28 protein-coding genes are annotated in these 22772 nt (G+C 70.9%); 16 read left to right on the top strand and 12 right to left on the bottom strand.

The annotated features are described in order from the left end of the window. Positions 1-237: 237 nt before the first annotated feature. Both glpK and EXE52_RS00685 read left to right on the top strand, forming a co-directional pair. Complete coding sequence (gene glpK, locus EXE52_RS00690; protein ID WP_049929837.1) at positions 238-1776, top strand: glycerol kinase GlpK; 1539 nt, start codon at positions 238-240, stop codon at positions 1774-1776. Further along, positions 1777-2943: a hypothetical protein gene (locus EXE52_RS00685; RefSeq protein WP_080508546.1), complete on the top strand. Its 1167-nt coding sequence runs from the start codon at positions 1777-1779 to the stop codon at positions 2941-2943. 113 nt (positions 2944-3056) lie between these two features. On the opposite strand, the gene EXE52_RS00680 is transcribed toward EXE52_RS00685, so the two are convergent. After that, entirely contained in the window at positions 3057-3455 is a 399-nt protein-coding gene (locus tag EXE52_RS00680; RefSeq protein WP_049929835.1) for a hypothetical protein, read from the bottom strand. A gap of 160 nt (positions 3456-3615) precedes the next feature. Between EXE52_RS00680 and EXE52_RS00675 the strand changes: the two genes are divergently transcribed. From EXE52_RS00675 to EXE52_RS00665, 3 genes are all read left to right on the top strand, one after another. Further along, positions 3616-3819 carry a hypothetical protein gene (locus tag EXE52_RS00675; RefSeq protein WP_049929833.1) on the top strand — a complete coding sequence of 68 codons (204 nt, stop codon included), beginning with the start codon at positions 3616-3618 and terminating at the stop codon, positions 3817-3819. A gap of 94 nt (positions 3820-3913) precedes the next feature. After that, positions 3914-5086 (top strand): Cdc6/Cdc18 family protein, encoded by a 1173-nt coding sequence (locus EXE52_RS00670; RefSeq protein WP_049929831.1) that lies wholly within the window; start codon positions 3914-3916, stop codon positions 5084-5086. An 84-nt stretch (positions 5087-5170) separates the two neighbouring features. Beyond that, positions 5171-5854 (top strand): HAD-IIB family hydrolase, encoded by a 684-nt coding sequence (locus EXE52_RS00665; protein WP_086219216.1) that lies wholly within the window; start codon positions 5171-5173, stop codon positions 5852-5854. Between the two features lie 115 nt (positions 5855-5969). Here the strand turns inward: EXE52_RS00665 and EXE52_RS00660 are convergent, their stop codons facing one another. Next, positions 5970-6632 carry an HAD family hydrolase gene (locus EXE52_RS00660; RefSeq protein ID WP_004596230.1) on the bottom strand — a complete coding sequence of 221 codons (663 nt, stop codon included), beginning with the start codon at positions 6630-6632 and terminating at the stop codon, positions 5970-5972. A 108-nt stretch (positions 6633-6740) separates the two neighbouring features. Beyond that, complete coding sequence (locus tag EXE52_RS00655; protein ID WP_049929827.1) at positions 6741-7025, bottom strand: ribonuclease P protein component 4; 285 nt, start codon at positions 7023-7025, stop codon at positions 6741-6743. A 142-nt stretch (positions 7026-7167) separates the two neighbouring features. On the opposite strand from EXE52_RS00655, the gene EXE52_RS00650 reads away from it, so the two are divergent. The 5 genes from EXE52_RS00650 to EXE52_RS00630 all read left to right on the top strand — a co-directional run bounded on the left by EXE52_RS00650 (position 7168) and on the right by EXE52_RS00630 (position 10379). After that, positions 7168-7362: a methytransferase partner Trm112 gene (locus EXE52_RS00650; protein ID WP_004596226.1), complete on the top strand. Its 195-nt coding sequence runs from the start codon at positions 7168-7170 to the stop codon at positions 7360-7362. 137 nt (positions 7363-7499) lie between these two features. Continuing rightward, entirely contained in the window at positions 7500-8081 is a 582-nt protein-coding gene (locus EXE52_RS00645) for a hypothetical protein (RefSeq protein WP_176454919.1), read from the top strand. A 100-nt stretch (positions 8082-8181) separates the two neighbouring features. Then, a complete protein-coding gene (locus tag EXE52_RS00640; RefSeq protein WP_006113388.1) occupies positions 8182-8370 on the top strand; it encodes a hypothetical protein in 189 nt (62 codons plus the stop codon). A 21-nt stretch (positions 8371-8391) separates the two neighbouring features. Further along, complete coding sequence (locus tag EXE52_RS00635) at positions 8392-8829, top strand: RNA-binding protein (protein ID WP_089307761.1); 438 nt, start codon at positions 8392-8394, stop codon at positions 8827-8829. 122 nt (positions 8830-8951) lie between these two features. Further along, positions 8952-10379 (top strand): FAD-dependent oxidoreductase, encoded by a 1428-nt coding sequence (locus tag EXE52_RS00630; RefSeq protein ID WP_089307760.1) that lies wholly within the window; start codon positions 8952-8954, stop codon positions 10377-10379. Positions 10380-10415: 36 nt separating this feature from the next. On the opposite strand, the gene EXE52_RS00625 is transcribed toward EXE52_RS00630, so the two are convergent. The 6 genes from EXE52_RS00625 to nth all read right to left on the bottom strand — a co-directional run bounded on the left by EXE52_RS00625 (position 10416) and on the right by nth (position 14804). Continuing rightward, entirely contained in the window at positions 10416-10883 is a 468-nt protein-coding gene (locus tag EXE52_RS00625) for a hypothetical protein (protein WP_089307759.1), read from the bottom strand. Next, positions 10880-11374: a phosphopantetheine adenylyltransferase gene (locus EXE52_RS00620; RefSeq protein ID WP_049929820.1), complete on the bottom strand. Its 495-nt coding sequence runs from the start codon at positions 11372-11374 to the stop codon at positions 10880-10882. The genes EXE52_RS00625 and EXE52_RS00620 overlap by 4 nt, the downstream gene beginning before the upstream one ends. Positions 11375-11464: 90 nt before the next feature. After that, entirely contained in the window at positions 11465-12046 is a 582-nt protein-coding gene (locus EXE52_RS00615; RefSeq protein ID WP_089307758.1) for a winged helix-turn-helix domain-containing protein, read from the bottom strand. A gap of 88 nt (positions 12047-12134) precedes the next feature. Beyond that, positions 12135-13214, bottom strand: a complete 1080-nt coding sequence (locus EXE52_RS00610; RefSeq protein WP_089307757.1) for a glutamate--cysteine ligase — start codon at positions 13212-13214, stop codon at positions 12135-12137. Between the two features lie 197 nt (positions 13215-13411). Next, positions 13412-13969 (bottom strand): DoxX family protein, encoded by a 558-nt coding sequence (locus EXE52_RS00605; RefSeq protein WP_049929816.1) that lies wholly within the window; start codon positions 13967-13969, stop codon positions 13412-13414. 151 nt (positions 13970-14120) lie between these two features. Beyond that, positions 14121-14804: an endonuclease III gene (nth, locus tag EXE52_RS00600; RefSeq protein WP_049929815.1), complete on the bottom strand. Its 684-nt coding sequence runs from the start codon at positions 14802-14804 to the stop codon at positions 14121-14123. Between the two features lie 121 nt (positions 14805-14925). Between nth and EXE52_RS00595 the strand changes: the two genes are divergently transcribed. The 6 genes from EXE52_RS00595 (at position 14926) to trpG (ending at position 21213) form a co-directional block, all read left to right on the top strand. After that, positions 14926-16209: a tRNA pseudouridine(54/55) synthase Pus10 gene (locus EXE52_RS00595; protein WP_086219375.1), complete on the top strand. Its 1284-nt coding sequence runs from the start codon at positions 14926-14928 to the stop codon at positions 16207-16209. 158 nt (positions 16210-16367) lie between these two features. Continuing rightward, complete coding sequence (locus tag EXE52_RS00590; protein WP_086219376.1) at positions 16368-17066, top strand: universal stress protein; 699 nt, start codon at positions 16368-16370, stop codon at positions 17064-17066. Positions 17067-17217: 151 nt separating this feature from the next. Continuing rightward, on the top strand, positions 17218-18291 hold the full coding sequence (trpD, locus tag EXE52_RS00585) for an anthranilate phosphoribosyltransferase (RefSeq protein WP_049929811.1): 1074 nt from the start codon (positions 17218-17220) through the stop codon (positions 18289-18291). Beyond that, positions 18291-18935 carry a phosphoribosylanthranilate isomerase gene (locus tag EXE52_RS00580; protein WP_086219377.1) on the top strand — a complete coding sequence of 215 codons (645 nt, stop codon included), beginning with the start codon at positions 18291-18293 and terminating at the stop codon, positions 18933-18935. Before trpD ends, EXE52_RS00580 begins: the two co-directional genes overlap by 1 nt. Continuing rightward, positions 18932-20623: an anthranilate synthase component I gene (gene trpE, locus EXE52_RS00575; protein WP_089307756.1), complete on the top strand. Its 1692-nt coding sequence runs from the start codon at positions 18932-18934 to the stop codon at positions 20621-20623. The genes EXE52_RS00580 and trpE overlap by 4 nt, the downstream gene beginning before the upstream one ends. After that, positions 20620-21213, top strand: a complete 594-nt coding sequence (trpG, locus tag EXE52_RS00570) for an anthranilate synthase component II (protein ID WP_086219379.1) — start codon at positions 20620-20622, stop codon at positions 21211-21213. Before trpE ends, trpG begins: the two co-directional genes overlap by 4 nt. Positions 21214-21224: 11 nt before the next feature. On the opposite strand, the gene EXE52_RS00565 is transcribed toward trpG, so the two are convergent. From EXE52_RS00565 to EXE52_RS00555, 3 genes are all read right to left on the bottom strand, one after another. Beyond that, positions 21225-21878: a molybdenum cofactor biosynthesis protein B gene (locus EXE52_RS00565; RefSeq protein WP_089307755.1), complete on the bottom strand. Its 654-nt coding sequence runs from the start codon at positions 21876-21878 to the stop codon at positions 21225-21227. A 109-nt stretch (positions 21879-21987) separates the two neighbouring features. Next, positions 21988-22404: a hypothetical protein gene (locus EXE52_RS00560; protein ID WP_049929803.1), complete on the bottom strand. Its 417-nt coding sequence runs from the start codon at positions 22402-22404 to the stop codon at positions 21988-21990. A 103-nt stretch (positions 22405-22507) separates the two neighbouring features. Then, a complete protein-coding gene (locus EXE52_RS00555; RefSeq protein ID WP_049929801.1) occupies positions 22508-22723 on the bottom strand; it encodes a hypothetical protein in 216 nt (71 codons plus the stop codon). Between the last annotated feature and the right edge of the window lie 49 nt (positions 22724-22772).

Below are 22772 nucleotides of genomic sequence, written 5' to 3'. Positions count from 1 at the left end.
TTCAACAGGAAGATTATTATGGTAGTACATTATGTTCACGATCGGCGTGGTAGCTTCCGTGAAGATATGTCGCGGCGGCGGCGGTGCGTCTTCCGGCCGTTTCGGTCCGGCTCCGGACGGGTCGGCCTCGACGGTCGGACGCCGTGACGGCGAACGCGACCCCGGATTCGCCCTCGACGACGAGGCCGAGCCGGTCGCCGACGCACGCGGACCAGCGCCACAGGAGGGATCCACAACATGACACAGTACGTCGGTGCGATAGACCAGGGGACGACCGGGACTCGATTCATGGTGTTCGACCATGAGGGCCAGGTCGTCGCGAACGCCTACGAACAGCACGAACAGATCTACCCGAACCCGGGCTGGGTCGAACACGACCCGATCGAGATCTGGGAGAACACCCAAGAAGTCGTCCTCGACGGGCTCGCCGAGGCCGGGCTCGACGCCGATCAGCTCGAGGCCATCGGCATCACCAATCAGCGCGAGACGACCATCGTCTGGGACAAAGACTCCGGACGGCCGGTCCACAACGCGCTGGTGTGGCAGGACCGTCGGACGACCGACCGCGTTGAGGAGCTACAAGAGGACGAGAAGGTCGAGGAGATCCGCGAGAAGACCGGCCTCGAGGCCGACGCGTACTTCTCGGCGACCAAGACCGAGTGGATCCTCGACAACGCGGAGCCGCTCAAGATGCAGAGCTCGCGCGGCGGCGACCTCCGCGACCGCGCTCGCGCAGGCGAACTCGTGATGGGCACCATCGACTCGTGGCTCATCTACAACCTGACGGGCAACCACATCACGGACGTCACGAACGCCTCCCGGACGATGCTGTACAACATCCGGGAACTGGAGTGGGACGACGAGCTCTTAGACGAGTTCGACGTGCCCAAGGAGATGGTGCCCGAGGTACGCCCCTCCTCCGACGAGGACTACTACGGCCACACGGACGCCGACGGCTTCCTCGGCGAGGAGGTCCCGGTTGCCGGCGCGCTCGGTGACCAGCAGGCCGCGCTGTTCGGCCAGACCTGCTTCGACGAGGGCGACGCGAAGAACACCTACGGCACCGGCTCGTTCTACCTGATGAACACCGGGACCGACGCCGTCGAGTCCGACCACGGACTGCTGACGACGATCGGGTTCCAGATGTCCGGCGAGCCCGTCCAGTACGCGCTCGAAGGGTCCATCTTCATCACCGGCGCCGCCATCGAGTGGCTCGAGGACGTCGACCTGATCAACAACGCGGCACAGACCGCGGAGCTGGCGCGCTCGGTCGACTCGACCGACGGCGTCTACATGGTCCCGGCGTTCACGGGACTCGGCGCGCCGCACTGGGACGGCCGCGCACGCGGGACCATCGTCGGGATGACCCGCGGCACGAGCAAGGAGCACATCGTCCGGGCGACGCTCGAATCGATCGCCTACCAGACCCGCGACATCGCTGAGGCCATGGAGGCCGACTCCGGCGTGGAGACCACGACGCTCCGCGTCGACGGCGGCGCGGTGAAGAACAACTTCCTCTGTCAGCTCCAGTCCGACATCATCCAGACCGACATCGCGCGGCCCGAGGTCGACGAGACCACCGCGCTCGGCTCGGCGTACGCCGCCGGGCTCGCGGTCGGCTACTGGGACAACGTCGACGAGCTGCGCGACAACTGGCAGATCGACCGCGAGTTCACGCCCGAGAAGGACCAGGCCGATGTCGACAAACTCTACGGCCGCTGGGACGACGCGGTCGAGCGCTCGAAGAACTGGGCGATCGACGAGGAGGACGAATAGATGAGCGTCGAACTGCTGCCGGAACTGGCCGTCGCGGCCGACACCGTGCTACAGGTCGGCTACGACCCGGGCGCGCCGACCGACGTGATCCAGAGCCTGACCAATCCAGCGATCCTTCTCGGGGCGCTCGCGGGCGGCGCCTTCGGGGCGGCGCTCGGCGCCCTGCCGGCGTTCATCTTCACGGGCTTCCTCGTGATCGGCGGGTCGCTCGGCGGCGGTGGATTCGGCGTGGACGTCGGGTTCGGTCCCGTCTTCGGCCCGCATATCTCCTTCGCGGGGGGTGTCGCGGCCGCCGGTTACGCTGCCAACAAGGGCTATATGGAGTCCGGATTCGACTACCACAACGCGAAGGACATCGGCTTCGCGCTGGGGAGTAAACCCGACATCCTCGCCGTGGGGGCCGTCTTCGGCGTCTTCGGCGTCCTCATCGAGCAGCTCTCCCGGCAGCTGGCGATCCCGGTCGACCCGATCCCGGTGAGCATCGTCATCAGCGCCCTCGTCGTTCGGGCGGTGTTCGGATACAGCATCGTCGGCAAGGTGAGCGACAAGGCGAACGGCTACTTCGACATGGGGCCGTTCGAGCGCGAGCAGATGCGCGAGCCCGGCGAAGTGGTGGGCGACGGCGGCAAGGCCAGCGAGGACCGCCTCGCCGTCGAGCCGTGGCTGCCGAACATGTACAAGTGGTCGCACGTCGCGGCGATCGGCTTCTTCGCCGGTCTCGCCTCGGCCGTCATCACGTACAACATGATCACCGGCGGGCACGGCCTCATCGCCGTGTTCGCCGGCTTCGGGATCAGTGCCGGGTCGCTGCTGTTCCTGAACCTCGGCGTCGACCGGATCCCGGTCACCCACCACATGACGCTGGCGGGGTCGACCGCCTTCCTCTCCGTGTGGCAGGGAGGCATCACGACGCTCACGGACCTCTCGGCGGCCGACCTGACCGCGCCGCTGGCGTTCGGCGCCGCGCCCGCGCTGCTGTTCGGCGCGCTGTTCGGCGTGTTCGCCGCGGTCGTCGGTGAGGCGTCGCAGCGCGTGTTCTACGCGCACTCCGACACGCACTTCGACCCGCCGGCGGCCGCCATCGTGGTCTGGTCGCTGACGCTCGGCCTGCTCGTCATCGCCGGACTGCTCAACTGGGCCGTCTGGATCCCCGGCACGGGGATCTAACGCGTCCTCACTTTCGGCAGGGGTCTTTTATTATGGCACATCGCTCATCCGCGGTCGGTCGGAATCGCCCGGACAGCGACCGGTGTCTCGGTGACGGCGCCCCGGTGCGACCGTCAGTCCGGGAGCAACGCGGAGAAGGCGAGGAACGCGCCGGCGGCGACCGCGGACGCGGCGACGGCGACCGTCGTCACCTCGACGCCGAGATACCGGGCGATCAGGGCGAGCGCGCCCGCCAGAACGAGCGCGACTCCGACCGCGCCGTGGTGGTAGCGCCCCGCAGTCGGCTGGTCGGCGACCGCCGCCGAGTCGCGGTCGACGAAGATCCGGGCGCCCCACCACACCGAGCCGAACCGGGCGCCGATCCCGATCGCGGCGGCGGCGATCGAGACGAACTCGATGTCGCCGACGGTGAACATGCCGGCACCGAACGCGGCCACGGTCGTCAGGACGGCGACAACTTTGCTCCGGTCGTCGACCGTGTGGAGCGCCTCCACGCCCGGGTCGTTCGACATACCAGTCGTAGTTCGCCCGACGCTGGTATAGGTTTCCATCGGGCGAGTCCCGCGCTCGCTCCCGCGACCGCGGTCGGCGCCGTCGAGGGCGCGCGTCCGGTGAGCCCTCGCCACGGAGCGAACGTGGGGTATTTAATCACCGCGCCGAGGAGGTGGTGGTATGTTGGACCGGCTCGGGCTCGACCGGCGGGATCGGCGGAACCTCCTCGTCGTGATGGCAGTCGTCGCGGCCGTGACGGCGGTGGTCTCGGCGGGAACGATCTCCGTTCGGCTCGTCGTCGGCGTGATAGCCGGCCTCATCAGCGGAGTCGTCTTTGTCGTCTCCACGGCGCTCATCAACCGATACAAACCCGAACACTGGTAACGGGCCGGTCGGCGCGCCGAACCCGCCCGACCGCGCCGCCGCGCGCGCTCCGCGAGTCGCGACAGTTTTGTTCGGCGATCACGGAGGGGGGCCCGTGAACATCGACGACCGGATCGAGCGACGGCTCGGCTACGACGCGGGCATGAGCGTTCTCGCCGACTTCGAGGCCGTCTCCCCGGTCACCCACGTCGACTCGCCGGTCGGCCGCGGCCCGGCTATCGAGCGCCTGCTCGACGTGTTCGAGCCCGCGTTCTCCGGGTCGCTCCCGCCGAGCGTCTACGTGTACGGCCCGAAGGGGAGCGGGAAGTCCGCCGTCGTCTCCTCGCTGTTCGACCGGCTCGCGGCGCACAGCGGCCCCCGTCGGGCCATCCAGACGACGACGCGGGCGGTCGAACCGACGATCCCCGGGTTCGTCTACGTCGACGCCCGGCGGGCGTCGACCCGCTTCCGACTGTACCACGCGATGCTGGCCGCCATGAGCGACGACTCCGTTCCCGACCACGGGATCGGGACCGAGGAGCTGGCCGCCTCCCTGCGCGACGCGATGCGCACCGGTCCGGACCTCGTCGTCGCTGTCGACCACGCGAACGAGGCCGAGACGCCGACGGCGGCGACGCTGATCGACTGGCTGAACGACGTGGGCGAGCGGCTCGTCCCCGCGTTCCTCGGCCGCGATCCGCCGGACGCGATCGGCTGGGAGCCGGAGACGACCGTCGAGTTCGCGAAGTACCGCCGACACGTGCTCGTCGAGCTGCTGACGAGCCGGTGCTCGACGGGGCTCGGCCGAGACGCGCTCAGCCACGACCAGATCCGCGAGGTCGTCGAGTGGGCCGCGGGCGACGCCCACGACGCCCTCGCGGCCGTGATGGGCGCGGCGGTCAACGCGGAGCGGTCGGGGGCGTCGACGATCCGATCCGGCGACGTCGACGCCGGCGTCGACGGCGTTCCCCGGCCCTGCGTGGCGCTGGGGCGTGTGCTCGCGCTCCCCGAGAGCCGCCAGCGGCTCCTCTACGAGCTCGCCGGGCTCTCCGAGGACGAGCGCTCGACCGTCGGCGTGGCGACGGAGACCATCGCGGCGCGCTCGGGCGTCGACCTCTCGGCGTCGACGGTCAGGCGCGTGCTCTACGAGCTGGCCGACGCCGGCCTGCTCGAACGAGTCACCGTCCGCGAGACCGACGGTAAGGGCCGACCGCCGAGCCGGCTCGTCCCGCTGTTCCCGACGGTCGTCTTCAGCGAGCTGTTCGACCGTCGCACCCGCTCCGGGTAGGCGCCGCGCGGGCGGCCGCCGTCCGGTCCGCCCCGCCTCCGTTCGAACGGAAGACAGTTGTCGCCGTGCCGCCGACCCGATGGTATGGTTCCGCCCCTCGCGCTCGACATCGACGGTACGCTGACGACGCCGAGCGGCCGGATCGATCCGCGAGTCTTCGAGTTGTTGCCCGGGTGGGACGCGCCGGTCGTGTTCGCCACCGGCAAGGCGTTCCCGTACCCGGTGGCGCTCGCGCACTTCCTCGGCCGCGAGGAGACCGTGATCGCGGAGAACGGCGGCGTCGCGTACGTCGGCGGCGAGACGACGCTCGTCGGCGACCCGGACGCGGCGTGGGCCGTCGTCGAGGCGTTCCGCGAGCGCGGCGGAGCGATCGGCTGGGGCGACGGCGACACGGTGAACCGCTGGCGCGAGACGGAGGTCGCGCTCGGACCCGACGTCGACGCGGGGCTGCTCCGCGAGGTCGCCGCGGCCGCGGGCGACGACGTGGAGATCGTCGACACCGGCTACGCCTACCACGTGAAATCGGTGGGGGTCAGCAAGGGTCGCGCGCTCCGCGTCGTCGCCGAGGCGCTCGGCGTCGACCCCGCCGCGTTCGTCGCGATCGGCGACAGCGAGAACGACGCGTCGACGTTCGGCGTCGCCGGCGAGTCGTACGCGGTCGCCAACGCCGACGCCGCCGCCCGCAATGCCGCCGACGAGGTGGTGGACGACGGGTACATGAACGGGACGGTCTCGGTGCTCGAACGGCTGCGCGAGCGCGCCGAGTAGTCCGTATCCGACGGCGGAGCGCGTCCGCTCTGCTCAGCTCGTCCCGGCGACTCCGGGGGACGCGTACGGGTCATCTGTTCGATTCGGGGGCATCGCCCTCGGGGTCGGTCTCCGCTCACGCGTCCGTCACGGCCGCGAGTTCGCGGAGCGAGTCGATTTCGTGGGTGGGCGCGACGGAGAGGGTCGTGTCCCGGCAATGTGGCCGTCGGACGAACGCCGAGTCCAGCCCGGCCCGGTGGGCCGCTCTCACGTCGCTCTCGCTGTCGCCGACGTAGAGCGCCGACTCGGCGCCGAGCTCCGCGAGCGCCCGGTCGAGATAGTGCGTGTTCGGCTTCTTCAGGTCCAGGCTCTCGACACTCTTCTCTCGGCCGTGATAGGTGTCGAACGCGTGCCGCAGGCCGAAGAAGTCCAACACGAACGCGACCGTGCTGTGGTGGTTGTTGCTCACGACGCCGCGGGGTCGATCGAGGTTCGTGACGCTCTGAACGTCGTCGTAGAGCGCCCGTGACCCCGACTCGAACTTCTCGAACTGAGACCGTTCGTCGAGCCGCTCTCGGGCTCGCCAGAACGCCTCCACGTCCACGTCGTAGACCGCGCACATCTCACGCAGTCTCTCGACGGTCGTCCCGCGTACGACGTCGTCGACGTGCGCCTGGTCCGGGTCTCGGACGCCTACCGCTTCGAACGCTTCCCGCGTCGCTTCGACCGCCGTCTCGTGGGCCGGCGGCTCGACCAAGACGCCGTCGTTGTCGAAGAGAACCGCGTCGTATCCGGTCACGTCTCCGTGTTTCCCGAAATTCGGATTAGTCGTTTCGGTGTCCCGGTTCGACCGGCCACACGGCGGCCGCGTCGAGAGGGTGGCGTCGTCGGCCAGCGACCGCTGCGATCACTCCTCACCGTACGGGTACCGCGCCGTCGACCCGCATTCCGTACACCGGACGACCACGCGCCCGGGTCGCGTCCGGACGCGGCTCGTCTTGCCGGGGCGGAGGTAGACGGCGCAGTCGTCGCAGGCGCGCCGTGAGAGCTCGGCGGGAACGCCGCAGCGGTTGCGCTCGGCGATCCGGCGGGCGCGGGCGACGTACTCGCGGGCGCGATCGTACTCGTCGTCGACGACGGCCTCGCGAGCGAGCGCGAACAGCCGCTCGATCCGCTCCGCCGGGATGCCCATGTCACCGAGGGCGGCGCGCGGCGCCAAAGAGGTTGTTATCCGGGTCGGGCGGGGCGGCCGCCCGGACCGTGCCGACGCTCCGGACGCGGGGCGCCGGCCGGGACCCGCACGCTTTTTTATCGGTCCGACCCAACCGAGTGATATGAAAGAATCCCTGATGGACGTGATCTGCTGTCCGCTCGACAAGGCGACTCTCGAACTCGACGTCGACGACGCGGACGACGAGGAGGTCCTCGCCGGGACGCTCACCTGTACGGAGTGCGGCGAGACGTACCCCATCGAAGACGGGATCCCGAACCTCCTCCCGCCGGACATGCGCGAGGAGGCGGCTGCGTAGGGGGTTCCGCTCCGGAGCGGCGGGAGCGGATCCGCCCCGAGGCGCCGACCGCGGCGACGGCCTCCGGCGGTCGACGCCGCCGCCCGAACTCCTCGCTCGTGTGAATCTTTTTTTAGTGCGGGGTCGTGGTTCCACCCGTGCCGACACTCGACGTCGAACTGAACGGGGAGGCGGTCCACGACATCGACGCGCCGGACTCGTTCGTCACCGACGGGCCGTTCCCGGTCGTGCTCGAGAACAGCGGCCGCTCGACGCACGTCCACCTTCACTTCGACGACGAGCTGGACCGGGTGGCGACGCTCGACGAGGGGAACCACTTCGTCGCCGACGAGGCCACCCGTCACGTCCACGTGTCGACCGCCGACGTCGACGAGCGGGTCCGCGGCAAGCTGAAGATCGTCACCGGCTACGGGTCGAACACGCGCTACGTCGACGTGCGGGTCGATCCGTCGCCCGACTCCCCGAGCGAGCCCGTCGCCGTCGACGAGACGCTCTCCGCCCCCCCGGAGCAGACCCCGGAGGTGCCGCCCGGGCAGCGCGCGGTGAACGCGCTCGACCGACTCGTTCGGCGCGGCGGGGTCGCGGGCGCGGCGTTCGGGCTGATCGCGGTCGTCGCCGCGGTGGGAGTCGCGCTCGCCGCCGACAGCGCCGTCGTCTGGCTCGCGGTGGGGGTCGCGCTGATGACCGCGTTCGGCGCGGTGCTGCTCGCGGTGACGTGAGGCGACGCGGGTCGCCGTCCCGCCCGTTCCCCCGCGCGCGGTCCGCGTCCTCTCAGTCGGGATCCGCGCGCTTTTAACCGTCCCGGCGGAACGAAACGCCATGAGCTTCGAGAAGGAAGACGAAGTCGTGCTCCACGACAAACACAGCGAGTACGACGGCGAGTCGGGCACGATCACGCAGGTGATGGAGACCATGTTCGGCGACGCGACGTACACGGTCAGCTTCGAGGACGGCCAGGAGACGGGCGTCCCCGAGGACGCGCTCGACGCCGTCGAGAGCGAGGAGTAACGCCGCCCCCACCCGTCCCGCATGCCGAAAGTCCCCTTCCACTACGTCGACCTCCGCGCGTTCTCGTACGCCACCGAAGACGTCAAACGGGTCGAGCAGGCGCTGTACTCCCTCCTCTCCGACGAGGTCGAACTCGACCGCGTCGAGAACGTGGGGCACCACGGGGACCGCATCGTCGTGCTCTCGGCGCGGGTCGAGCGGGCCGACGAGATGCGACACGTGTTAGACCGGCTCGCAGAGCTGGAGGACCTCGACCGCGTCCTCGACGAGCTTGACGAGCGGGTCGACGACAACTGCGCGCTGTTCCTCCGCCTCGACAAACAGGCGGCGTTCCGCGACGAGGTCCGCCTCGGCCCGGGTCTCACCGTCCGCACGAAGGTCGAGGCGTACCCGGCGAAGAAGGAGAAGGCAGTCGCGAACGCCCGCGAGACGCTCTCGCGGCTGGCCGACGACGACTGACAGACTACTGCTCGGCGACAACTGATCGACGACGGCCGCGCGATCGAGCCGCGCTCTCCCGGTCGCGTGCCCCGGCCGCACCCGCGGCGTGACTTTTTCACCCGTCCCGTCGATGTCACGTCATGACCGATCCGTTCGTGGTCGTCGGCGCCGACGCGGCTGGATTGAGCGCGGCCAGCAAGTTCCGTCGCGAGGCGCCCGACCGAGAGGTCGTCGTCTTCGAGAAGGGTCGCTGGATCTCGTACGCCTACTGCGGGATGCCGTACTTCATCGCCCGCTACGTCGACCGCATGTCGGACCTCCTGTCGCTGTCGCCGAGCGAGGTCGACGAGCGGGGGATCGACCTCCGACGCGGCCGGGAGGTGGTCGCCGTCGACCCCGACGCGAAGCGCGTCACGGTCGAGACGGCCGACGGTGATCGAGTCGAGCAGGCGTACGGCGACCTCCTCGTCGCCACCGGCGCGCGCGCCGACTCCGGCCCCTTCGACGTGCGCGGCCTCGACGGCGCGTTCACGCTTCACGACATGGACGCGGCGGCCGCCATCGACGCGTACGTCGCGGACCCCGACGACTACGACTCGGACCGCGTCGACGTGAGCGCGGTCGACCGCGACCGCGTCGAGCGCAACGCGGCGATGCCGGCCCCCGAGACCGCCGCGGTCGTCGGCGGCGGGTACGTCGGCGTCGAGGTCGCCGAGGCGCTCTCGGAGCGCGGGGTCGACGTCCGCGTCTTCCACCGGTCCGGGCACCTCCTCTCGCCGTTCGGCGAGGCGGTCGGGAACCGCGTCGAAACCGCGCTCGAGGCCGAGGGCGTCAGCGTTCGCACCGACGCCCCGGTCGAGGCGCTCGTCGGCGACGAGCGGATCGAGGCGATCGACGTCGGCGGCGACCGCGTTCCGGTCGACATGGCCGTCGTCGGGGTCGGGATTCGACCGAACACCGAACTGCTCGACGGCACCGGGGTCGACCTCGGACCGGGCGGCGCGGTCCGGGTAGACGACCACGGCCGGACTAGCCTCCCGGACGTGTACGCGGCGGGCGACTGCGCGACCGCGCGCCACGCGGTGACGGGCGAGCCCGACTGGATGCCCCTCGGACTCACCGCGAACCGCGCCGGTCGCGCGATCGGTGCGACGGTCGCGGGGGATCCCGCGCCGGTCGGGGACATCGCGGGCACGGCGGCGGTGAAGGCGTTCGACACCGAGGGGGCCCGGGTCGGGATCCTCGACCCCGAGGCGGCCGAGGCGGCCGGGTTCGACCCGGTCAGCGAGACGGTGACCGCGGGGTCGCGCTCCGGCTACTACCCCGGTGCGGCCGAGACCGACGTGACGCTCGTCGCCGACCGCGACACGAGGCGACTCCTCGGCGGGAGCGTCGTCGGCACCGACCGCGCGGCGATCCGGATCGACACGCTCGCGACCGCGATCGAGGCGGACATGACCGTTCCCGAGGTAGAGCGCCTCGACCTCGCGTACGCGCCGCCGTTCAGTCCGGTGTGGGACCCGATACTGGTCGCCGCGAAGGTGTTGAACGGAAAAATCGAGGACTGAACGGCGGCGACGGCGGTGCGGCCCGGACGAAGTCGCTCACTCCCGTATCCGACCGACGAGGAACCCGACCACCGCCGCCGCGAAGCCGACCGCGACCGCAGCGGCGGCGGCGAGCGCGAGCGGCGCGGTGACCGCCGAGAGGGGCGGGCCGCCGAGGCCGCCCGGGACCGCGTACGGCGTCGGTCCGAGCCCCCGCAGCAGGGTCCCTGCGAAGGGCCCGTACGCGAGGAGGGCCGTCGGGAGGGCGCCGGCTCCGGTCGCGGCGAACGCGACCGCGCCGACCGCCGCCACCGCGGCGAGGACGCCGGTGGTCGCCGGGGCGCCGACGCCGACCGCCGCCGTCGCGTCGAAGGCGACGTACGACAGCGCGAGCCCGACCGCGCTCCACACCGTCGCTCGCTCGAAGCCCGTCTCGCCGAGCGCGATCCGCCGGAGCGCCGCGCGACCGGAAGCGGCACCATCGGCCCCGCCCGCGTCGCCCTCGGTCGCGTTCGCGTCGGTCATTCCGGTCGCGTCGCCCCCCGCCCCTCGCGGTCCGGGGTGAGGTTGCCGTGTTCGTCTATCTCGCCCGCGACGATCCGCGTCGAGGAGATGCGCTCGCCGTCCTCGGCCGCGACGTGGTCGACGACGACCAAGTCGAGGGGATCGCGCCCGCGCTCGCGACGGATCTCGTTGATCCGCTCGCCGCCCGCCTTCGTCTCCGGGGAGACGATTAGCGCGTCGAACTCCGGCTCGACCGCGATGCCGGTCGGCTCCGTCAGCTCACGGACCTCGTAGTCGCGCCCGTGCGACTCGGCCAGCGGCGCCAACTCCGCTTCGAGGTCGCGCTCGCGCCGGTCGAACGGGCGGACGTACCGGTCGACGTGGCGGGTCTCCGGCGCCAGCTCGTCGGAGGTGAGACCGACGGTGACGTCACCCAGCTCGAACGCCCGCTCGAACAGCTTGCGGTGGCCGTCGTGAACGGGGTCGAACGTACCTCCCAGCGCGACGTTCATGCCTCTCCGTTGCGTGGGTCAAACTTAAAACGTCCCGAACCGCGTCCCGGCCCGGTGAAGTCGGGCGGCGGGGCCGAGTCGTCGACCGGCTCAGTTCTCCGTCTCGTCGTCCGTTCCGTCGCCCTCCGCGCCGTCGTCGGCTTCGCTCACGCTGGCGTCGCCGCCCTCGTCGTCGACGGATATCTGGACGGGTTCGGTGTCGCCGTCGGGCGACTCGCCGCCGAGCCGCCGGTCGAGATTGAAGACGGCGTTCAGCTCCGCCTGAACGTCGCCGACGACGCCGCGGACCAGCTCGCTCGGCGCGATGGCCTCGTACTCGTAGGGGTTGTTGCCCGCCCCCTCCGCCTTCCGCTTGCCGCGCTCGACGGTCCCCTCGTCGTGGAGTTCGGCGAGCGCCTCGCGGACGGTGCTGGGGTAGAGGCCGGTCCCGTCCGCGACCTCGTCGCTCGTGCTGTGGGGGTTATCGCGCAGGTAGACGTAGATGCGCGCCCGGGTCTCGGTGTCGAGCAGCCACGCGAGCAGGTCGACGACGTTGTCGTCGAACCCCTTCACCGCCTGGTCGGCGCCCTCGCTGAGCCGCTCTTTCGTCTTCCGAAGCTCCTCCCGCGTCCGGTCCGTCGGCGACTCCTCCGGGTCGTCGACCGGCTCGGCGGCTGTGTCGTCCGTGGTCATATCCGAAACAGGGGGCCACGCGGGCAAAAGGGTTTCTCGTCGCTTTCGTTCCGACGAAACGCTTCGACGCCGATCGTCCTGAGCGCCGTCAGGGTCTCACGAGGAGGTCCGAACACAGCGCGTCCACGCCCGACTCCTCGCGGATCCGGCGCTGGCGCGTGGCGCCGCTCTCCGCCTCGTACACCTCGCGGATCCCCGAAATCCCGAGCCGGTCGCACTCGGCGTCGACGACCTCGCCGAGCGCGGTCGTTTCCTCGCCGTCGCGGTCGACGAACGCGGCGTCGTGGCCGTGACGGATCGCGCGCCACTTGTTCTCGTCGAGGAGTTCGCGGCGCAGGGAGCGGGGCGACTCACCGTCCTCGTACCGCTCGGCGTAGTCGACGACCAGCGCACGGACGTACTCCGCGAGCGCGAGGGTGATCGCCGGGTCGCGTTGTACATCGGGCGCGCGGACCTCCACGGTCCCGTGCCCGGTGTGGGGGCGCACGTCGAACCACAGCTCGCCGCGGTCCGCGATGGACTCCGTCTCGACCATCCGGCGCTCGTACCGCTGGAAGGCGTCGAAGTCCTCGAAGGCGGAGGGGATCCCGGTGTTCGGGAGGTTCTCGAACACCTTGGCGCGGGCCGAGGCGAGCCCGGTGTCGAACCCGTTCCAGAACGGGGAGTTGGCCGACAGCGCGAGCAGCACCGGGCAGTGCCACCGTAGCCGGTTCGCGACCCAGACCGCCTTGTCCGCGTCGTCGACGCCGACGTGGACGTGGAGCCCCGCGGTCACGTTGCGGTGCTGGGGATACTGGATGCGGTCCAGCTGCGCCTGATACCGCGGCTTCTGGACGTGGTCGAGCTCGCGCCACTTCGCTGTCGGGTGGAGCCCCGCGGCCGCGATCCGGTAGCCGTCGGCGGCGGCGTGGTCGACGAGCGCCTCGCGGACCGTCGCGAGCGCCTCGGCGGGGTCGTCACCCTCCTCGATCGTTTCGGTCTGGGCCTCTATCGTACACTCGAACAGCTCGTGGTCGAACCCCTCCGGCACCGCCGCGGGCGGGTCGCGACCGTACACGAGGTCGTCGGTCCCGGACGTCGGGCGGCCCTCGGCATCGACGATGTAGAACTCCTCCTCGATGCCGAGCGTCCCCATCCGGGAGAACGCGTCCCGCGAACCGAGTTCCATTACCGCTCCGTACCGGTCGCTCGCTCTTATAAGGATTGGAAGGCGGAAGGCGCGGCGCCGTCGCTCTCCGACGAGCGCTCGGGCAGGTGAATCGAGTGGGAAGATCGAATCGGCCGAACCGCACTCCGCGCGTCGAAAACGAGTCGGCGGCGCGCGTTCGCGCGCCGGGGGCTGCGACGCTCGGTCCCGCGTCCCGTTCAGCCGAGGACGTACCGGAGCGCCGGGACCTTCTCGACGAGCGCCTGCCCGCCGACCTGAATCTGCTCGATGTAGGCGTCGAGGCCGAGGACACGGCCCGCGCCGAACGCGGCCACGGTGAGGAACACCATCGCGTACACCAGCGTCGAGTCGAACAGGGCGAGGAAGTCGCCGCTCCACCCGCCGAGGTAGAACAGCGTCATCTGTATCGCCCCGCCCAGCGCGGCCAGGCGGACGAACGCGCCGAGGATCAGCGCCGTGCCGATCAGCAGCTGCGTCGCGGGCACGAACACGTTCGCGAACTCGACGAACCACGGCGTCGACCCCATCGCGGCGTACAGGCCGCTGACCGGGCTCGCCGCGTCGGGCGCGTGGACGAGGTAACCGCTGGCGTCGAACGGCCACTCCGAGACCTTTCCGAGGCCCGCGAACAGGATCATCCCGCCGATGGTCGCCCGCAGCAGGACGATGAACAGCGCCGACAGCGAGTGCGCCTTCCCCAGTAACGTGATTCCGCCGAACTCGCCGCCGAACTCGTTTGTGGTCTTCGTGGACATTGTGTCTCTCCTCACTTGCGAATACGCCGGACGAGTATATAAACCGGAAAGCGGGTTCCCCTTCGCCGAGACGAATTCGACCTGGCCCCCTATCTGTCGGGTCTTTAAATACAATTCCCGAACTTCATCGGATCGGACCGCTTCTCCGGGCTCACCACGCCTCGCCGCTGGCGAGGTCGACCTCGGCGTCCCCCTTCTCTGAGGGACAGATGTCGGCGAGCACGCAGTCGGCGCAGTCGGGGTTGATCGCGGTACAGGTCGCGCGCCCGTGGTCGATCATGAGGTGAGTGAACTGCTGCCAGTCGCTCTCGGGGACGACGTCCAGCAGGTCCTGTTCGATCGCCTCTGGCCGTTCCTCCTCGGTGACCCCCAGCCGCCGCGTGAGCCGCTGGACGTGGGTGTCGACGACGATACCCTCGACCACGTCGTGGCCGTGCTGGAGGACGACGTTCGCGGTCTTGCGACCCACGCCCGCGAGGTCCGTCAGCTCGGACATCGTGTCCGGCACTTCGCCGTCGTGCTCCTCCGCGATGTCCGCGCACGCGGAGCGGATGTACTTCGCCTTGTTGTTGTAGTAGGTGATCGAGTTGATCGCCTCGGCCATCTCCTCTTGGGGCGCGTTCGCGTACTCCTCGGGCGTCTCGTACGTCTCGAACAGGTCTGCGCACACCTTGTTCACGCGCTCGTCCGTACACTGCGCGGAGAGGATCACCGCGATGAGCAGCTCCAGCCGATTCGAGTAGTTGAGCGAGATTGTCGAGTCAGGGTACTCCTCGTACAGCCGGTCGAGGACCTCGGCGACCTGCTCCTCACGCGGATCGAGTGGCGTTCCCATACGAATCCCTCCGTCCGGGCGACATTGAACGATCCGACTGTGCGCCCCGCCGCGACGGATCGGCACGCCGCCCGCCCCGCCGAGTAGTAAGACAGTTACCACGCGGCGCGCTGGTGAGCGTATGGACGTACTCGACGTCGCGGCCCGCGCGACAGAGACCGGGCCGGTGTGCGACGCCTGCCTCGGCCGGCTCGTCGCCGACCGGAGCTTCGGGTTGTCGAACGCCGACCGGGGCTCGGCGCTCCGCGTGTCGCTGGCGTTGCGCGACGACGAGGACCACGAAGCGGTCGACACCGCGGACTGCTGGGTGTGCGAGGGTCGCTGCGCCGCGTTCGACGACTGGGCCGACCGCGCCGCCGAGGCGGTCGAGGGCGTCGAGTTCGCCACCTACAACGTCGGCACGCGCCCGCCACCGCTGATCGAGGAGAACGAGGCGCTGCTCCGCGCCGACGCCGGCCTCGACGAGGACGCGGGCGAGCCGTTCAAGTCGGAGTTCAACCGCGAGGTCGGCAAGCGGTTCGGGCGGCTCACGGGCGTCGAGGTCTCCTTCGACCGCCCCGACGTCCAGTTCACGATCGACTTGGCCGAAGACGAGATCGACGCGAAGGTGAACTCCACGTTCGTCTACGGCCGCTACAGGAAACTGGAGCGGGACATCCCCCAGACCGAGTGGCCCTGTCGCGAGTGTAAGGGCTCCGGGCGGCAAGGGGCCGACCCCTGCGACCACTGCGGCGGCTCCGGCTACCTGTACGACGACAGCGTCGAAGAGTACACCGCGCCGGTCGTCGAGGACGTGATGGACGGGACGGAGGCGACGTTCCACGGTGCGGGCCGCGAGGACGTCGACGCGCTCATGCTCGGCACCGGCCGCCCGTTCGTGGTCGAAGTGGAGGAGCCGCGCCGTCGCCGGGTCGACACCGACCGCCTCCAGTCGGACATCAACGCCTTCGCCGACGGCGCGGTCGAGGTGGAGGGGCTCCGCCTCGCGACCTACGAGATGGTCGAGCGCGTCAAGGAGCACGACGCCGCGAAGCGGTACCGCGCCGCGGTGACGTTCGACGCCGACGTGGACGCCGACGCCCTCGCGGACGCGGTCGCCACGCTGGAGGGGGCGACCGTCGAGCAGTACACGCCGAACCGGGTCGACCACCGCCGCGCGAGCATCACGCGCGAGCGCGACGTGTACGAAGCGACGGCCGACCTCGACGACGCGCGTCACGCGACCGTCGAGATCCGCGGCGAGGGGGGCCTCTACATCAAGGAGCTGATCTCCGGCGACGAGGGCCGGACCGAGCCGAGCCTCGCGGGCCTGCTCGGCGTCGGCGCCGAGGTGACCGCGCTCGACGTCCTCGCGGTGGAGGGCGAAGACGAGCCGTTCGAGCGCGACGAGTTCTTCCGGGAGTAGCGCGCTCCGAGGCCCGGCCGATGCCGTCGCATCTCGTCCGGTCCGGTCGATCCGATCCGGCGCCGCCCGCTCCGGTCGGGGGCCCCGACGCACCGTACCGAGCCGGCCGCGGACGCGGAATCAACGGGATTTATCTGACGAGCGTCAGACGTTCGAATATGAACGGGAGCGACGCCGACGGCGGAAACGCCCGAGAGGGTGGCACCCGAAACGGCGCCCCCGGCGGCGAGTCGAACGGTTCGACCGCGGCCGGCGACGCCGGTCGCGCGGGCTCGCCCGCGGTGGGCGACCCCGTGATCCGCCCCGCCGTCGACGACGCGGGGGCGGTTCCGACCGCCGCCGACGTATCGCTGAACGGTGCCGACCGCGCGGAGCGACCCGACCGGGTCTCTTCGGTCCTCGTCGCCGTCGGGCCCGGGCCGCACTCCGGAGCCACCGTTGACGTCGCCCGGGAGATCGCGGACGCCACGGACGCGTGGCTCGAACTGTTCCACGTCGTGCCCTCCGACGCGGCGCTCGCCGACGCGGCACCCGACGACGACGCCTCCGGGACCGTCGCCCCCGCCGGCGCGGCCGACCCCGACTACGCCGCGGCGGGGGAACGACTCCTCGACGCGGCCGAGGACCGGCTCACCGGGTTCGACCGCGCCGACCGGTGGCTCGTCGAGGACCGGACCGCGGCGGGCGCGGTCGTCGAGCAGTCCGCGTACTACGACCTGGTCGTCGTGGGCGCGCCGACGACGGGTACCGTCGGCCGGTTCGTGTTCGGCTCCACGACCGACACGGTCGTCGGCGACGCCGAGGTCCCCGTCGTCGTCGTCGAGGCCGACGGGTCGACCGCCCTCGACGCGGAGTAGGCGCCGACCGCCGTCGTTGCTACGACAAAGGCCCGTTTTCGCCGTTCTCGGCCCCGTTGACTGCGTGTTACCGTCTCACGTCTCGGCGACAGCGTTAAAACAGTGTACATACTTGTACATCATAACGCGGAATACTACATCGGTGGACACAATGAATCTCAACGACACGGTCGAGCGCGTGACGGACGGGGAGGATCTGACCGTAGAGGAGGCGCGCGAGGCCGCGCGGCTCGTCTTCGAGGAGGCGACGGAGGCCCAGATCGGGGCGCTGCTCGCCGCGCTCCGGGCGAAGGGCGAGACCGAGGCCGAGATCGCCGGGTTCGCGCAGGGGATGCGCGACGCGGCGCGCACGATCGAGCCCGACCGCGAGCCGCTCGTCGACACCTGCGGCACCGGCGGCGACGACCACGACACGATCAACGTGTCGACGACCGCCGCCGTCGTCGCCGCGGGCGCGGGCGTCCCGATCGCCAAGCACGGCAACTACTCGGTCTCCTCCTCCTCGGGCAGCGCGGACGTGCTGGAGGTCGCGGGGGCCGACGTCGAGGCGGAGCCGCCAGCCGTCGAGGCGGCGATCGAGGACGACGGGATCGGCTTCATGCTCGCGCCCGTCTTCCACCCGGCGATGAAGGCCGTCATCGGTCCGCGCAAGGAACTGGGGATGCGGACGATCTTCAACGTCCTCGGCCCGCTCACCAATCCCGCCGGCGCCGACGCGCAGGTGCTCGGCGTGTACGACCCCGACCTCGTCCCCGTCATCGCGCGGTCGCTGGCGCACATGCCCGTCGAGCGCGCGCTCGTCGTCCACGGCGCGGGCATGGATGAGATCGGAATCCATTCCGAGACGGTCGCGGCCGAGGTCGACGGCGAGGACGTGACGGAGTTCACGATCGAGCCCGCCGACCTCGGGCTCGACCGCGCCCCGATCGAGGCGGTCGCCGGCGGGACGCCCGCGGAGAACGCCGCGGACCTGCGCGGGATCGTCGACGGCTCGGTCACCGGTCCGAAGCGCGACCTGATCCTCGCGAACGCGGGCGCAGCCGTCTACGTCGCTGGCGAGGCCGAGACCCTCGCCGCGGGCGTCGAGCGCGCCGCGGAGGCGATCGACTCCGGCGCGGCCGCCGAGAAGTTCGCGGCCCTCTGCGACGGCGACGAGGCGCCCCCGGCTGACGCGGGGACGAGCGGAGCGGCGGACGGCGCGACGACCGCGGAGGACGACGACTGATGGCGCGGGTGAAGATCTGCGGGATCACGCGCGAGGCCGACCTCCGCGCCGCGGTCGACGCGGGGGCCGACGCGGTGGGCGTGATCACGGAGGTGCCGGTCGACTCGCCGCGCGAGGTCGACCCCGCCGAGGCGGCAGAGCTGCTCGCGGACGTGCCCGCGTTCGTCACCGCGACGCTCGTGACGATGCCCGAGTCCGCCGAGCGCGCGGTCGAGCTCGCCCGCACGACCGCGCCCGACGCGATCCAGCTCCACGGTGAGTGGACCGTCGACGAGCTCCGCTACATCCGCGCGGAGACGGAGCGCAAGGTGCTGCTCACGGTCGACGCCGACGACCCGGCCCGCGCCGAGGAGTTCGACGGCGCGGTCGACGCCTTCGTCGTCGACTCCACGGACGACTCGGGCGCGGGCGGCACCGGCGAGACGCACGACTGGCGCGCGACCGGCGAGCTCGCCGAGCGACTCACCACGCCCGTCGTGCTCGCTGGCGGGCTCACGGCAGACACCGTCGCCGAGGCGGTCCGCGTCGCCGACCCGTTCGCGGTCGACGTGGCGTCGGGCGTCGAGATCGAGGGCGGCCGGAAGGACCACAACGCGGTGGCCCGCTTCGTCGCCAACGCGGGCCGGGAGATGGAGCTGGCATGAGCGACGCGGCCCCCTCGCTCGACCGCCCGAAGGCCGAGTTCGTCGATCTGGCCGCCGATGCCGAGAAGCCGGTCGTCGTCCGCGCGTCCGCGTCGCTCGACGCCGACGTGACCCCGCTCGGCGCGTACGCGACCCTCGTCGGCGAGGGGCCGTACGGGTTCCTCCTGGAGTCCGGCGAGAAGGTCGCCTCCAGCGACCCTGACGGCGCGTTCACGAACGGCGGGAAGGCGGACCGGCACGCCCGCTACTCGTTCGTCGGCTACGACCCGGAGGCGGTCGTCTCCGTCCACCCGGATCGCACGGAGGTGACCGAGCTCGGCCCGGCGGCCGAGTTCCTCGGCGACGGGCTCGACGGCGACGCGGGGGCCGCGACGACCGCGCCCGGCCTCGGCCCGGACGAAGGCGACGCGGTCGACCGCGTCCGCGCCGCGTTCCCCGACGTGGCCCTGCGCGGCTTCCCCGACACCGACCGCCAGATCCTCTCGGGCGGGTTCGTCGGCTTCCTCGCGTACGAGGCGGTCTACGACCTCTGGTTAGAGGAGGTCGGTGTCGACCGCCCCGAGACCGAGTTCCCGGACGCGGAGTTCGCCCTCACGACCCGGACCGTCGTGTTCGACGAGCGGGAGGGCGGCGCCGAACTCGTGTTCACCCCGGTGATCGGCGTCGACGACGACCCGGCCGCGGTGTACGACGACCTCCTCGCGGAGGCCGAGCGCGTCGCCGCCGAACTGCGAGAGGCCGCCCCGCCAGACCCCGACGGCGTGCGCGTCCGCGAGGAGTCCGCGGACCCCCGCGGGGAGTACGAGGAGGCCGTCCGCACGGCCAAGCGACACGTCCTCGACGGCGACATCTACCAGGGCGTGATCTCGCGCAGCCGCGAGCTCCGCGGCGAGGTGGACTCGCTCGGCCTGTACGCGGCGCTGCGCGACGTGAACCCCTCGCCGTACATGTACGTGCTGCGCCACGACGACCGGAGCGTCGTCGGCGCGAGCCCCGAGACGCTCGTCTCCGTCCAGGGCGACCGCGTCGTCTCGAACCCGATCGCGGGGACCTGTCCGCGCGGGACCAGCCCGGTCGAGGACCGCCGGCTCGCGGGCGAGATGCTCGCCGACGGGAAGGAGCGCGCCGAGCACACGATGCTCGTCGACCTCGCGCGCAACGACGTGCGGCGCGTCTCGGAGCCCGGCTCCGTCCGGGTCGAGGAGTTCATGAACGTGCTGAAGTACAGTCACGTCCAACACATCGAGTCGACCGTGACCGGGACGCTCGCGGCCGACGCGGACGCCTTCGACGCGACGCGCGCGACGTTCCCCGCGGGGACGCTCACCGGCGCGCCGAAGGTGCGCGCGATGGAGATCATCGACGACCTCGAAACGACGCCGCGGGAGGCGTACGGCGGCGGCGTCGGCTACTACTCGTGGACCGGCGACGCCGACTTCGCGATCGTGATCCGGACCGCGACGCTCGACGAGTCGGGCGACGAGTCGGTCGTGGGCGTCCGCGCGGGCGCGGGGCTCGTCGCCGACTCCGACCCGGCCGCGGAGTACGAGGAGACAGAACAGAAAATGGACGGCGTGTTGACCGCGATCGACCGGATCCGCGAGGACGCAGCCGACGAGGGCGGCAACGCCGACCGGGAGCCCGGCGACGCCGACCCGATCGCCACCGGCTCGGAGGCGGAGCGATGAAGGTCGTCGTCGTCGACAACTTCGACTCGTTCACCTACAACCTCGTCGAGTACGTCTCCGACCAGACGATCGACGGCGAGCCGGTCGGCGTCGAGGTGTTCAAGAACACCGCGTCGCTCGCCGAGGTCGAGGCCGCGGATCCGGACGCGGTGATCATCAGTCCCGGGCCGGGCCACCCGAAGAACGACCGCGACGTGGGCGTGACGATGCCGGTGTTGCGCGACCTCTCGCCGACGGTGCCGACGCTGGGCGTGTGCCTCGGTCTGGAGGCCGCCGTGTACGAGTACGGCGGGACCGTCGGGCACGCGCCGGAACCGGTTCACGGCAAGGCGTTCCCCGTCGACCACGACGGCGAGGGCGTGTTCCGCGGGCTCGACCAGGGGTTCCGGGGCGGCCGCTACCACTCGCTCGCGGCGACCGAGGTCACCGACGCGTTCGCGGTGACGGCCACCACGGACCACGACGGCGAGTCGATCGTGATGGGGATCCGTCACCGCGAACACCCGATCGAGGCGGTCCAGTTCCACCCGGAGAGCGTGTTGACCGGGTCGGGCCACGACCTCGTCCGGAACTTCCTCACTTCGGTCTGAGGGTCCGGGCGTCAGGCCCCGTCGCTCGGCGAATCTTCGTCGCCGTCGGCTTGCCCGTCGGCGTCTTTCTCGTCACCTTCCTCGTTGAGGCCCCGCCCGGCGAGGCCGACGAGGTGGCCGACCTCGGCGAGTATGATCTCGTCGACGCCGAGCTGAACCGCGTTCTCCGAGCCCGGCAGACAGAACACCGGCGTGGCGGAGACGACCCCGGCAGTCGCGCGCGACCCGATCGTCCGCGTGCCGACCACCTCGTGAGAGAGCCGGCGGAACAGCTCGCCGAACCCGGGGAGCCGCTTCGCGAACAGCCCTCGCACGGCCTCCGGCGTGACGTCGTCCGGCGTGACGCCCGTCCCGCCGGTGGTCACCACCGCGTCGGTGTCCTTCCGGCGGGCGAGGCGGTCGACGGTGCCTTGGACGCTGTCGTAGTCGTCGGGGATCAGCTCGCGGACAGCCACCTCGTGGCCCGCCTCCTCGAACGCGGCCGCGACGTAGTCGCCCGCCGGGTCCTCGTCCGCTGACCGCGAGGAGGACACGGTGACGACCGCGACCGCGACCGACTCGGCGTCGTGGTGGTGATGGTGGTCGCGGCCGTGGTCGTGGTCATGACCGTGACCGTGATCCTCTCGGTCGTCGTGGCTGTGGCCGTGGTCGTCGTGGTCGCTCATGGACCGACGTTCGGCGCCCGCGTGAAAACATCTCCCGGTCGGCGAGCCGCGCATGGCCGTTCCGGGCGACCGCCGGAGGGCCGGAGTCCGCTCGGAGACCCGTCGCCGCTCAGGGCCAGTCGTCTCGGGCCTGCTCTTCCGGCGCCTCGTCGGTCTCGTCCTCGGTCGCGAGCGTCCACTCCGCAGCCTCGGCAGCGTCCTCGACGTGAAGGAACTCCCAGTCGGTCGCCTCGGCGACCGCCTCGTCCTCGTCGTCGATCCCGACGAAGACGTGGCGGTCCGTGTCGAACTGGCCGCTGATGTTCTCTAAGCTCTCCTCGACGCCGCGCGGCCCGGAGAAGAAGTCCTGTCGCACGCGGTGTTTCCGCGTGAAGTTCGTGACGACGTAGGTCGGCTTCTCGCTGACGACGCCGACGTACTCCGTCCACTGTCGGGCGTTGTTGAACACCGCGTTGGGGTCCGCGAGCGCTTTCAGCGCCTTCAGCTCGAACGCCAGCGTCATGTCTGTGGATCCGCCGCTGTCCATGCGCCAGGTTACCCCCGCCCGGCGAAAACAACTTCGCTTCCGCGCAGCCACCCCCTCCGCCGCTCACCGACCGGTCGCGGTCCTCTCGGCGGCCGCGGGGGTCTCACCGCGCTCGCACCCGATAGTAATCGGTGAACTTCACCACGTCGCCGTCGTCGAGGTCGCCGGTCTCCGGCGCCGTCTGCGGCTCGTCGGCTAGCTCCCGCACGATCTCCTGTTCGTCGTCGTCCAGTTCGTCGTAGTGCCGGACCCGCGCGTCGGCCGGAACGCGACCGGTGCGACGCAGCCGTAGCCGCCGTCCGGTGTCTCTAAGTGACATGTGGTACCGTATGACATGGTTAATCATAAACGTTTCGCGGCGGTCGCTG

Source organism: Halorubrum sp. CGM4_25_10-8A (assembly GCF_005435025.1).
Lineage (GTDB): Archaea > Halobacteriota > Halobacteria > Halobacteriales > Haloferacaceae > Halorubrum > Halorubrum ezzemoulense.
The sequence above is the reverse complement of the archived record's forward strand: the minus strand, read 5'-3'. Positions and strand labels throughout refer to the sequence as shown.

Coding starts and splice junctions, on each gene's coding strand:
- EXE52_RS00595 (WP_086219375.1), top strand. CDS start 14,926: ATGGACGTACTCGACGTCGCGGCCCGCGCGACAGAGACCGGGCCGGTG.
- nth (WP_049929815.1), bottom strand. CDS start 14,804: ATGGGAACGCCACTCGATCCGCGTGAGGAGCAGGTCGCCGAGGTCCTC.
- EXE52_RS00655 (WP_049929827.1), bottom strand. CDS start 7,025: ATGGGCATCCCGGCGGAGCGGATCGAGCGGCTGTTCGCGCTCGCTCGC.
- EXE52_RS00650 (WP_004596226.1), top strand. CDS start 7,168: ATGAAAGAATCCCTGATGGACGTGATCTGCTGTCCGCTCGACAAGGCG.
- EXE52_RS00565 (WP_089307755.1), bottom strand. CDS start 21,878: ATGAGCGACCACGACGACCACGGCCACAGCCACGACGACCGAGAGGAT.
- trpD (WP_049929811.1), top strand. CDS start 17,218: ATGAATCTCAACGACACGGTCGAGCGCGTGACGGACGGGGAGGATCTG.
- EXE52_RS00605 (WP_049929816.1), bottom strand. CDS start 13,969: ATGTCCACGAAGACCACAAACGAGTTCGGCGGCGAGTTCGGCGGAATC.
- trpE (WP_089307756.1), top strand. CDS start 18,932: ATGAGCGACGCGGCCCCCTCGCTCGACCGCCCGAAGGCCGAGTTCGTC.
- EXE52_RS00590 (WP_086219376.1), top strand. CDS start 16,368: ATGAACGGGAGCGACGCCGACGGCGGAAACGCCCGAGAGGGTGGCACC.
- EXE52_RS00630 (WP_089307760.1), top strand. CDS start 8,952: ATGACCGATCCGTTCGTGGTCGTCGGCGCCGACGCGGCTGGATTGAGC.
- EXE52_RS00560 (WP_049929803.1), bottom strand. CDS start 22,404: ATGGACAGCGGCGGATCCACAGACATGACGCTGGCGTTCGAGCTGAAG.
- EXE52_RS00665 (WP_086219216.1), top strand. CDS start 5,171: ATGGTTCCGCCCCTCGCGCTCGACATCGACGGTACGCTGACGACGCCG.
- EXE52_RS00625 (WP_089307759.1), bottom strand. CDS start 10,883: ATGACCGACGCGAACGCGACCGAGGGCGACGCGGGCGGGGCCGATGGT.
- EXE52_RS00635 (WP_089307761.1), top strand. CDS start 8,392: ATGCCGAAAGTCCCCTTCCACTACGTCGACCTCCGCGCGTTCTCGTAC.
- EXE52_RS00620 (WP_049929820.1), bottom strand. CDS start 11,374: ATGAACGTCGCGCTGGGAGGTACGTTCGACCCCGTTCACGACGGCCAC.
- EXE52_RS00555 (WP_049929801.1), bottom strand. CDS start 22,723: ATGTCACTTAGAGACACCGGACGGCGGCTACGGCTGCGTCGCACCGGT.
- EXE52_RS00640 (WP_006113388.1), top strand. CDS start 8,182: ATGAGCTTCGAGAAGGAAGACGAAGTCGTGCTCCACGACAAACACAGC.
- glpK (WP_049929837.1), top strand. CDS start 238: ATGACACAGTACGTCGGTGCGATAGACCAGGGGACGACCGGGACTCGA.
- EXE52_RS00680 (WP_049929835.1), bottom strand. CDS start 3,455: ATGTCGAACGACCCGGGCGTGGAGGCGCTCCACACGGTCGACGACCGG.
- EXE52_RS00580 (WP_086219377.1), top strand. CDS start 18,291: ATGGCGCGGGTGAAGATCTGCGGGATCACGCGCGAGGCCGACCTCCGC.
- trpG (WP_086219379.1), top strand. CDS start 20,620: ATGAAGGTCGTCGTCGTCGACAACTTCGACTCGTTCACCTACAACCTC.
- EXE52_RS00685 (WP_080508546.1), top strand. CDS start 1,777: ATGAGCGTCGAACTGCTGCCGGAACTGGCCGTCGCGGCCGACACCGTG.
- EXE52_RS00610 (WP_089307757.1), bottom strand. CDS start 13,214: ATGGAACTCGGTTCGCGGGACGCGTTCTCCCGGATGGGGACGCTCGGC.
- EXE52_RS00675 (WP_049929833.1), top strand. CDS start 3,616: ATGTTGGACCGGCTCGGGCTCGACCGGCGGGATCGGCGGAACCTCCTC.
- EXE52_RS00615 (WP_089307758.1), bottom strand. CDS start 12,046: ATGACCACGGACGACACAGCCGCCGAGCCGGTCGACGACCCGGAGGAG.